Annotated in this window: 12 protein-coding genes and 1 pseudogene; 4 read left to right on the top strand and 9 right to left on the bottom strand. The window is 60.3% G+C overall.

The features are described 5' to 3' along the window. Nucleotides 1–300, bottom strand: a 300-nt coding sequence (locus Q0X68_RS12530; protein WP_297752381.1) for a hypothetical protein, incomplete at its 3' end; no start/stop codon positions are given. Between the two features lie 56 nt (nucleotides 301–356). Here Q0X68_RS12530 and Q0X68_RS12525 point away from each other — a divergent pair. Continuing rightward, on the top strand, nucleotides 357–1,451 hold the full coding sequence (locus tag Q0X68_RS12525; protein WP_297752379.1) for a Fic family protein: 1,095 nt from the start codon (nucleotides 357–359) through the stop codon (nucleotides 1,449–1,451). A gap of 98 nt (nucleotides 1,452–1,549) precedes the next feature. On the opposite strand, the gene Q0X68_RS12520 is transcribed toward Q0X68_RS12525, so the two are convergent. The 4 genes from Q0X68_RS12520 to Q0X68_RS12505 all read right to left on the bottom strand — a co-directional run bounded on the left by Q0X68_RS12520 (nucleotide 1,550) and on the right by Q0X68_RS12505 (nucleotide 3,833). Then, on the bottom strand, nucleotides 1,550–1,840 hold the full coding sequence (locus Q0X68_RS12520; RefSeq protein ID WP_297752376.1) for a DUF86 domain-containing protein: 291 nt from the start codon (nucleotides 1,838–1,840) through the stop codon (nucleotides 1,550–1,552). Between the two features lie 31 nt (nucleotides 1,841–1,871). Next, on the bottom strand, nucleotides 1,872–2,180 hold the full coding sequence (locus Q0X68_RS12515) for a nucleotidyltransferase family protein (protein WP_297742355.1): 309 nt from the start codon (nucleotides 2,178–2,180) through the stop codon (nucleotides 1,872–1,874). A 273-nt stretch (nucleotides 2,181–2,453) separates the two neighbouring features. Next, the gene (locus Q0X68_RS12510) at nucleotides 2,454–2,840 is read right to left on the bottom strand and encodes a GNAT family N-acetyltransferase (protein ID WP_297752384.1); all 387 of its coding nucleotides are present in this window, start codon (nucleotides 2,838–2,840) and stop codon (nucleotides 2,454–2,456) included. A 597-nt stretch (nucleotides 2,841–3,437) separates the two neighbouring features. Beyond that, the gene (locus tag Q0X68_RS12505) at nucleotides 3,438–3,833 is read right to left on the bottom strand and encodes a VOC family protein (RefSeq protein WP_108870557.1); all 396 of its coding nucleotides are present in this window, start codon (nucleotides 3,831–3,833) and stop codon (nucleotides 3,438–3,440) included. Nucleotides 3,834–4,427: 594 nt separating this feature from the next. Between Q0X68_RS12505 and relB the strand changes: the two genes are divergently transcribed. Both relB and Q0X68_RS12495 read left to right on the top strand, forming a co-directional pair. Continuing rightward, complete coding sequence (gene relB, locus Q0X68_RS12500; protein ID WP_297742351.1) at nucleotides 4,428–4,643, top strand: type II toxin-antitoxin system RelB family antitoxin; 216 nt, start codon at nucleotides 4,428–4,430, stop codon at nucleotides 4,641–4,643. Nucleotides 4,644–4,673: 30 nt separating this feature from the next. Next, the gene (locus Q0X68_RS12495; RefSeq protein WP_297742350.1) at nucleotides 4,674–4,925 is read left to right on the top strand and encodes a type II toxin-antitoxin system RelE/ParE family toxin; all 252 of its coding nucleotides are present in this window, start codon (nucleotides 4,674–4,676) and stop codon (nucleotides 4,923–4,925) included. A 265-nt stretch (nucleotides 4,926–5,190) separates the two neighbouring features. Here Q0X68_RS12495 and Q0X68_RS12490 read toward each other — a convergent pair whose 3' ends face one another. From Q0X68_RS12490 to Q0X68_RS13200, 4 genes and pseudogenes are all read right to left on the bottom strand, one after another. Then, complete coding sequence (locus Q0X68_RS12490; RefSeq protein WP_297752372.1) at nucleotides 5,191–5,496, bottom strand: helix-turn-helix domain-containing protein; 306 nt, start codon at nucleotides 5,494–5,496, stop codon at nucleotides 5,191–5,193. Nucleotides 5,497–5,501: 5 nt separating this feature from the next. Continuing rightward, nucleotides 5,502–5,852, bottom strand: coding sequence for a type II toxin-antitoxin system RelE/ParE family toxin (locus tag Q0X68_RS12485; RefSeq protein ID WP_108872309.1), 351 nt, complete (start codon nucleotides 5,850–5,852; stop codon nucleotides 5,502–5,504). Nucleotides 5,853–6,019: 167 nt separating this feature from the next. Beyond that, nucleotides 6,020–6,475, bottom strand: coding sequence for a hypothetical protein (locus Q0X68_RS12480; RefSeq protein WP_297752369.1), 456 nt, complete (start codon nucleotides 6,473–6,475; stop codon nucleotides 6,020–6,022). 255 nt (nucleotides 6,476–6,730) lie between these two features. Then, nucleotides 6,731–6,886: pseudogene (locus Q0X68_RS13200) on the bottom strand (nucleotidyltransferase domain-containing protein); the annotation flags it as partial. Between the two features lie 120 nt (nucleotides 6,887–7,006). Here Q0X68_RS13200 and Q0X68_RS12475 point away from each other — a divergent pair. Further along, a partial coding sequence (locus Q0X68_RS12475; RefSeq protein ID WP_297752366.1) for a hypothetical protein occupies nucleotides 7,007–8,277 on the top strand: 1,271 nt, incomplete at its 3' end.

The raw sequence follows: 8,277 nt of genomic DNA, 5'->3' as shown, positions 1-8,277 counted from the left end.
AAGCCCGAGCACGTTCCGGTGTTGCGCGAACTCGGCGTCTTCGAGCAACTCGCGCACGAGAATCACGCTTTCGACAACACCCTCGACGCCATCGCCCACGCCCGGTTGCACGTCGCGCGCATCCAGCACGAAGAATCCGACGGCGCGCCCGCTGCGTCTCGGGGCGATCAGCACGCCGAATAACTGCCCGAGGATCGACGCCGCATAGGCGTCGCGGGCATCACCCTGCCCCGCGGTCGGCGACGGAGGGTCGTCGCGTCCTCCAAACATGTCGACGGCATCACCACATCGGAAGAACATGTCGAAATTTGACACTTTTATCGACATGTTAGCCGTGTCAAGGTTAGGCTGCCACCATGTCACCGAACCCGAACTTGCCCTACCAAGACCTTCCTCCATTGCCTCCTCCCGGCACAACAGAAACCCCAGCCGTGCTGAAGGAAACCATTTCGGCAAGTCGAGCTTTGGCGCGCTTGGATGGCGCCTACAAGCGTCTTCCTGATCCAACAATGCTTATCAACCTGATCCCTTTGATGGAGGCTCAGGCTTCCAGCGAGATCGAGAACATCGTTACTACCAACGATGAGCTATTCAAAGCCGCAAATGGCGCGTTATCTAGCCCCACGCCTCAAGTCAAGGAAGCTCTTCGCTATCGAGCGGCGCTCCGCACTGGGTACGAATCGCTAGCCTCTCGCCCTATCACTCACCAGACTGCCATCGATGTCTGCTCTCAGCTGCAAGCCAGCCCCGCGATCATTCGAAATCAACCGGGCACCTACATCGGAAATCCAACGACCGGACAACGCATCTACACCCCTCCTGTGGGTAAAGACGTCATTCTGGACCATCTGTCGTCATGGGAGCGTTTCCTCCACGGTAACCACGGGCTCGACCCGCTCGTCGTCATGGCGCTAGCCCACTATCAGTTCGAGGCCATCCACCCCTTCTTCGATGGCAACGGCCGCACGGGGCGCATCATCAACATGCTGATCCTGATCGAGAAAGGATTGTTACAGCTCCCCATTCTCTACCTCTCCGGCCACATCGTCCGACACAAGGACACCTACTACGAGCGGCTCAACGCAGTCACTCAAGAGGGGGAATGGGAGCCATGGATCTTATTCATGCTCTCCGGCGTCGAATCCACAGCACGGTGGACACTAGACCTCGTAGAAGAGACTGACCAGATGCGCGTCAGCATGGAGCATCAGATCCGCGAACACAATCCCAAGTTACCTGCCGCTTCACTTGCCCGGATGCTGTTCAGCCAGCCTTATCTCCGGATCGAAAATGTCGTAGACGCAGGCTTGGCCAAACGCCAGACTGCGGCGCACTGGCTCAGCGATCTCGCCGAGTCTGGACTAATCATCAAGGAACGTGTTGGCCGCAACGTCATTTTCATCAACAATCGCTTGCTGCAGACGCTCTTCCAGACTCCACTACCCGAGTAACGGCCTGCACCACATTGAATCTAAACCTGACCACGTTCCGGCACGGTCATCTGTCACTCGTCGATGTGCAGCAACGCTGAGCAAGCCTTTCACCTCAGTCAGTCCTCGAGCAGCACCGCCAACCGGGCAGCGAGAGGCGACAGCCGCGCATCCACCACGGCCCACACGATCTCGTGATCCACAGCGCCATATTCATGGGCAATGATATTGCGCATTCCAATGATTCGATGGAGGTCCGGCACGTCGGCAGCAGTCTGGGCATCTGTGCGGCGCAGACGGTTCAAGGCTTCACCGAGAATCTCCAGCTGTCGCTCCACTGCCGATTGCACGAGCAGATTGACCTGAAATTCGTGGACATCTATTCCTTCGACGAAGGACAGGGCAGCCAAGCATGCCTGATGGGCATCCCACAAGTGGGCCTTAGACGTCGGCAACATAGACAGTCTCCGCTTGGCTGAGTACCGACTCACGGAAGTAGGGATTGCGGATTGCCCGCTTTACGACGAGATCGACGTCGCGTTGAACGATCTCTTGGAGATCGTCACGAAGCGCACAGAAGTCATCGAAAGGATCAGGGCGACCCGGAAGGAAATCCACCAAGAAGTCGACGTCACTGTCCGAGTCAAAGCCACCCGCAACTGCAGAGCCGAACACAGCCAGCTCTGCCACACCATGGCGCTGCGCGACGCAGGTGATGGCGTCGCGATCAAGGCTTGCAATGACAGTCATGTGTTCAGTATCCCACCGTGGGCGAGGTTAAGGGGACCGATCGCGATCCATCCTCTTGCCAGGTTGAGCCTAGGAGCAGGGCAGCAAGCGGCATGCCAGTAGCTACCGAATGCCTTGCTAAGGCAACAGCCGTTACCGCGCGATTCGGATCTGCTCCGAGCCTCGTAGCCAAGTATCTTGTCAGACCGACGACCGCATGGTCGTCCCCCATCCGCCAGTGATGGGACCACGCCCCGACCGTTTCACCACACTCTTTGCCACAACAGCGAGTGCTCAGGGCTGAGGACGGGAGAGTTCCCAGCGTCGCATCGGCACACCATGAAACTCGGACAACGCTGCTGGCCGAAAGCCAATCTTGCGGTGGAGGCAAATCGCCGACCTCCGGGTCTCTTCAAACTCGTTCACGATGAGATCGACCGAGGTCGCCGCCCAGATCTGTTCGACGAGCAAGCGGAGTGCTGTGGCGCCCCAGCCCTGGCGTCGTCGTTCGGGGATGATGTTAATGCCGATCTCCGCGTCGCCTCTACTCGAGATTTCGTAATGCACGTGCCCGATGTACTCATCGGCGACGACGTCGCGCAGGTAAAAATAGTCAGCTTGGGCAGGATCTCGCTGATAGACCGCAAGCAATTCGTCCCACTGCGACTCCGGCCAGTCGATGCAGCCAGTCTCGTTGTCGTAGCCGGGATGTTGAAGCTTTCAACCTGCGTTGTACGCCATCATGTCGGGATCACGAAGCCAGCCCTGGCGAACACCCAGTTCAGCACGAGTTGGACGATGCAGCTCAAGGCAAGAATCGCGGGCGGCGTCCACACGGGCATTGTATTCCTCCCTCGAAGTGAGTGCTGTTCGGAGCTCGCCCACGCTCAAACGTTGAAGACAATCTGCGCAGTCCAGCCAGAAGCTCCGCAACAGTGATTGCAGTGATGACCACGTCATCGGTCACCGATTCACTCGCGTTCGTCGGTCAGTGCACCTGCGAGCATATAGGACTCGATCCCGTCCTCGTTTCGAGGCTGGCAGTCAGCTCACGGTCGGTTTCCCCCACCCTCGGATCGCGTTCGACACGCGTTCTGATCACCTGAACAAGCACGTCAGGCGCGCCATGACTCACGCAGTGAAGAACTGATCGAGCACGAGCCTGCTGCAGCTTCCCACTCCCCAGGCGTCACACGTCAAACCGGAACTCCGTCGAATTTAGGTTCAATGTGTAACTTCGGTCCCGCATGACGAGCAACCGCAGACGCGGTGCACTACTCACTCGATAACGATCTCAACCTCGAATCCCTCGCTGTTTTCGAGGAAGAGCGCGGTGTGCTCAGGCCCGCCAGCGTGTGGGTACTTGTCGGCAAACAACTCAGTCCATCCGTGGCTTGAGCACTGCCGTTGAAGTGCATCGAGAAGTGTTCGATCTTTCGCTCGGAGGGCAAGGTGATTCAGCCCAGCTCGCATGCGGTCGTGTGGGCCCGTGATAGCAGGCGACTCTTCCAGCACCACGTATGTTCCGCTGGGGTGAGTCCACGTCCTTCCTTGGGGCCAATCTGGATCGTGCTGGGCCTGCCATCCCAGTAGGGGGAGGAGCCAATCGAAGGAAGCTGCCGACGCGTGCAGGTCGGTGGTCCACAACTCTATGTGGTGCACGGGGTTGGTCATATGTGGAGTCTAGGCCAGGCTGTCGAAGGCTCTCGGTTCTTATCTGGGGTCCGTCGAGCTGCTTCTCTCCACTGCTTGTTCACGCTTGATCTGTCACTCTCAACGGCTCAACGGTTTCGTCGCTCGGTCGAGCTCCAGCACGGAGAACCGTCAGCGCCCGTGGGCGCGCGTGTCGCTGACTCGCTCGCGGGCCAGCCGGCGACTGAGTACGTCGATCCCCTCGACAAAGGACAGGGCAGCGAAGCATGCCTGATGGGCACCCCACAAGTGGGCCTTAGACGTCGGCAACATAGACAGTCTCTGCCTGGCTGAGCACCGACTCGCGGAAGTCGGCCTCGTACACTGGGATGGGAAATCCGACCGCGACCCTCGCGCATCATGGCGCCTCCTTTGAACTACTGCAACAAATGCTCCAGTAGGTGTTCCAGTACCCCAACGCACCGCCCGTACACATTAAGCCGAACTCCACCGGATTCCGAAGGGTAGAAGCATCACGGGCGCAGCATGAGGTGACCACACCTCCAAGACAGGCACCGCATATTGCCTCGGACCACATCCCTGAATACACTGTATTCACGGCCGCAGGGAGAAACCATGCGCACTATGACAATCCGCATGAACGAGCAAGACGCCGAGCTCATCCGCAAGTTCACCCACTTCGAGGGCGTCACCATCTCCAACTTCGCCCGTGCCGCCATCCTGGAGAAGATCGAGGACTCCTACGACCTCCAGGAGCTGCGCGAGGCCATCGCACAGGACTCCGGCGAGCGCTTCAGCATCGACGAAATCCTCGACGAACTCGACCGATGACGGCTCGGCCCATTCCGGCACCGCGTCGAGTTGACGGCACGAGCACGTAAACAGCTGACCAAGATGGACCGGTTCGACGCCCGGATCCTCACCACCTGGATCAAGAACAACCTCGACGGATCCCTGGACCCGCGCACCCTCGGCAAAGCGCTCACCGCGAATCATTCGGGCGAATGGCGCTATCGCATAGGCTCCTACCGCATCCTCGCCCTCATCCACAACGACGTCGTCACCATCGAGGGCTTCCCCATCAGTCGACGCAACAAGGTCTACGAGCGCTGAACGTCGTCGCACTCAACGAGCAACTCTTTACTGAGGGGCGAACGGCCTGTAATCGGTTCTCCGCGTGAGCCAAGAACACGGGCCCCAGCAGCGGGTGGCGATACTGAACCGGGTCAGCGTGCGCCGTCGACCAACGCATTGCCCCGCCGATGGACACGCATCCACGACGTCGACTCCAGGCCTGCATTCCTTACAAAGGCAAAGGAACTACGAGAGTCGCGGTAACAACGGGACCGGCAAGACCCCGCAGTCACCGCGTTGATACTCAGGCCACCTGCACGCGCTGATCGCCCAGCACATACTCGACGGAGAGCCCCCCACCAACCGCCTCAAGGTACCTACGAATAGTGCCAACTTTCGCATTCTCGATATCGCCGTGCTCAATCTTGGAGATCTGGCGTTGACCCACCCCAACTCGCTCGGCTAACTGAGCCTGAGTGAGGCCAGCTCGTTCACGCAATTCGCGAAGGCGGTAAGCACGCACTTCAGCAAGCATCCGCTCCTTATGCGCATCGACGCGCTCCCTGTCCACGGGATGATTAGCGACGAAATCCTTCAACAACATAGCCATCTCACTCATTCTCCTTTCAATCTACGCAAATGTTCATCGAAGAGGTCATCGGCCCTCGGGATATTGCGCGCGTACCATCGCTTCCAGCTACCCGACTTATCACCAGCAATAAGCATGATCGCCTCACGTACTGGGTCAAAAGCGAAAAGGATGCGGAGCTCTGTCCGACCAGATGATCCCGGACGGAGCTCCTTCATATTTCGGTGCCTCGACGAAGACACGGTATCGACGATCGGCCGTCCGAGCTGGGGGCCTCGGTCTTCCAGCAACTCGATTGCAGCCACGACCTGCTCCCGGGAGTCGTTATCCAGCGAAGCGAGCCACCCTGCGATCAGCTCGATGTCCACGCTCCACATAAACACCACCATAGACCCCAGAAGGTCTACGATCAAGAGATCGTGCTCACCACGCACACTCTCCGGGACTGCTCGGCTGGACAAGCACCCCACCGCTGGCCCTCGAAGGGGCTGACACCTCGAGCTCAGTCAAGGGTGCCTGACCGTCCACGAGCCTGCACCTCGCCTCACAGCTTCCATGCTCCTGGTGCCGCTCGTGCGTAGTCGTCGATGCCGATAGCTTCAAAGTGACGTTTGGCGGATCTGATCTTGGCGAGCTCGGTAGGACGGAGTTTCGAGTCTTCGAGGGTGCCCTTCGTCTCGCGGATCATGTAGATCCGGTCTTCGCCGTCTTCCTGCTTGATGATTGCCCAGTCAGGGTTGTACGGGCCGACCGGGGTATCGATCTTGAACTTGGCGGGCAGCTTCATGAACAACTTGATGTCCTCGCGGGAGTCCAGCAGTTCCGCGAACTGGCGCTCCACGTCGGAGTCGAAGACGACGTAGTCGAAGTCGGTCTTCTGGGTGTGCTGCACCTTGTACATCTGGTCGAGGAAGCGCTCTTTCTCCTCCTGCCCGTCTTTCTGTAGCTCGCGGAGCTCGTCGATCGAGCCCGCAATCCGCTCGTACTGGACGCCTTCCACCTGCAGCGCCCCAAGCTCTGCTGTGAGTGAACGCTGGTCATCGCGATGAAGTCGTTCGGATTACTGATAAAGTCATCCAGACGCTCGCTGCCGATCAGAATATCGACGATGGTCTTGCGAGTGAGAGAAGTGGCTTCCTGCAGCTCCGTGATGATGTCGGGCAGGCTATAGCTGCCCTTGAGATCCGCCGTCCGGGTGCCGAGTTCCTCGCCCTTGGCGCCGCCTCGCGGAAATAGGGATTGCGGATTGCTCGCTTCACGACGAGATCGATCTCGCGTTGAACAATCTCCTGAGGATCGTCACGAAGCACACTAAAGTCTTCGAACGGATCCGGCCGGTCGGGAGGAAGTCGACGTCACTGTCCGCGCCAAAGTCACCGGTGACGACGGATCCAAAGTGCGCTAATTCCCCACGCCATGGTACTGAACGCCGGCACGGGGTTCAATGTGCTCGTGGGTCGGCGCGCACGGACAAGGCTGGGGCAGCGAGCATGGCCTACTATCGTCGCAGGGCACCGGCTTGGAGGTACGGATGGAAAGGGTCTTTTCCAGAGAAACCACTCTCATAGACAACCGGCTCACGCTCGCACTTGCTCCCGGGCTGGAGCCGGACGGACTCAACGCATCCCCCAGTTTCTTCCACGGCTTCGCAACCCACCCGCAGGTGCTCGCCCGCGGGCTCGTGACGCTCGCCGACATCACCGCCACCCGCTACTACAACTACACGCCGATGTCGGAGCGCGACCCGATCCTTTCCGCGCACGGCGATCGGCTGCGGGCCGAGTGTTTCTCGGCGTGCAACGCCGTCTACGCATGCTTCGAGTTGATGGGCTCGGGTCTTGACGGCGGCGACATCGGACGCGGCACCACCAACGTCGACATCGGTCCAGCGTCCAGGGCGTTGCTGTCCAATCTGCCGCGCAATGAACTCCTGCACGTCGACGTCGGCGCAGACGGGCTGCGGGCGGCGACGACGGCGACTTCCACGATTGAGCGTCCCGTGACGATGCCGCCGCGCTGGGTGCGCGCGCTGGGCAACGCGGCGCAGTCACAACAAGGTTTCGTCGAAGCGTTCCGGGTGTCTGCCTCGGGTGCGCGCCAGTTCCTTGCCGGATTGCCGGCCGCGAGCGTGTCCGGGCGTTCGGCATGGCTGTCCTCGTCGCGCGGCACAGTAAAGGCCAGTGCGGTGGCGTCGCCAGGAGCAGTGCAGGTCAGCGGTCTGCAGCGGCTGAGCGCGCTGAAACGGCTGATGCCTCACGTGCAAGGACTCATTGTCCACCGCCCCGCCGACGAGCACACCGTCGGCGCGATGATCACTCTGCAGCTGCCAGACGCCCGGCTCACCCTCGGGCTGACCGATAAAGAATGGCGCGGCTACTCCGGCGAAGGCTCCTTGCTGACCTCACTGGCAGAACCGAACGTCACGGAGGACGCCGACCTCGTCAGCGCCATGTTGGCCTTTGAGCCGATCATCGACGTCCCCCGGCTCGTCAAGAACACGGCGCTTCCCGGGACTCGGGTGAAGGCCGCGCTTGCTGTGCTCGCGGCCTCTGGCCGCGTGGGCTGGGACGTCAACGACCAGGCCTACTTCCATCGTGAACTGCCCGACTCGCCTGACCGTGTCGAAAAGGACAACCCACGGTTGACTGCAGCGCGGAAGCTCGTGTCCGCCAACGCCGTGCGAAGCGCCGGCTCGGAGGCCTGGGCCGTCAAGTCGGGCAACGCCGAGTACGGCGTGCGGCTCGGCTCCGATGCTGACGCCCCCGAGAAGGGCGCCACTTGCAGTTGCACCTGGTACCTCTC

This window comes from uncultured Tessaracoccus sp. (assembly GCF_947286155.1).
Taxonomy (GTDB): Bacteria; Actinomycetota; Actinomycetes; order Propionibacteriales; family Propionibacteriaceae; genus Arachnia.
The sequence above is the reverse complement of the archived record's forward strand: the minus strand, read 5'-3'. Positions and strand labels throughout refer to the sequence as shown.

What these genes read in the sequence shown, in the direction of transcription:
- Q0X68_RS12485 (WP_108872309.1), bottom strand. Translation starts at nt 5,852, where the DNA reads ATGTGGAGCGTGGACATCGAGCTGATCGCAGGGTGGCTCGCTTCGCTG.
- relB (WP_297742351.1), top strand. Translation starts at nt 4,428, where the DNA reads ATGCGCACTATGACAATCCGCATGAACGAGCAAGACGCCGAGCTCATC.
- Q0X68_RS12515 (WP_297742355.1), bottom strand. Translation starts at nt 2,180, where the DNA reads ATGACTGTCATTGCAAGCCTTGATCGCGACGCCATCACCTGCGTCGCG.
- Q0X68_RS12490 (WP_297752372.1), bottom strand. Translation starts at nt 5,496, where the DNA reads ATGGCTATGTTGTTGAAGGATTTCGTCGCTAATCATCCCGTGGACAGG.
- Q0X68_RS12505 (WP_108870557.1), bottom strand. Translation starts at nt 3,833, where the DNA reads ATGACCAACCCCGTGCACCACATAGAGTTGTGGACCACCGACCTGCAC.
- Q0X68_RS12525 (WP_297752379.1), top strand. Translation starts at nt 357, where the DNA reads ATGTCACCGAACCCGAACTTGCCCTACCAAGACCTTCCTCCATTGCCT.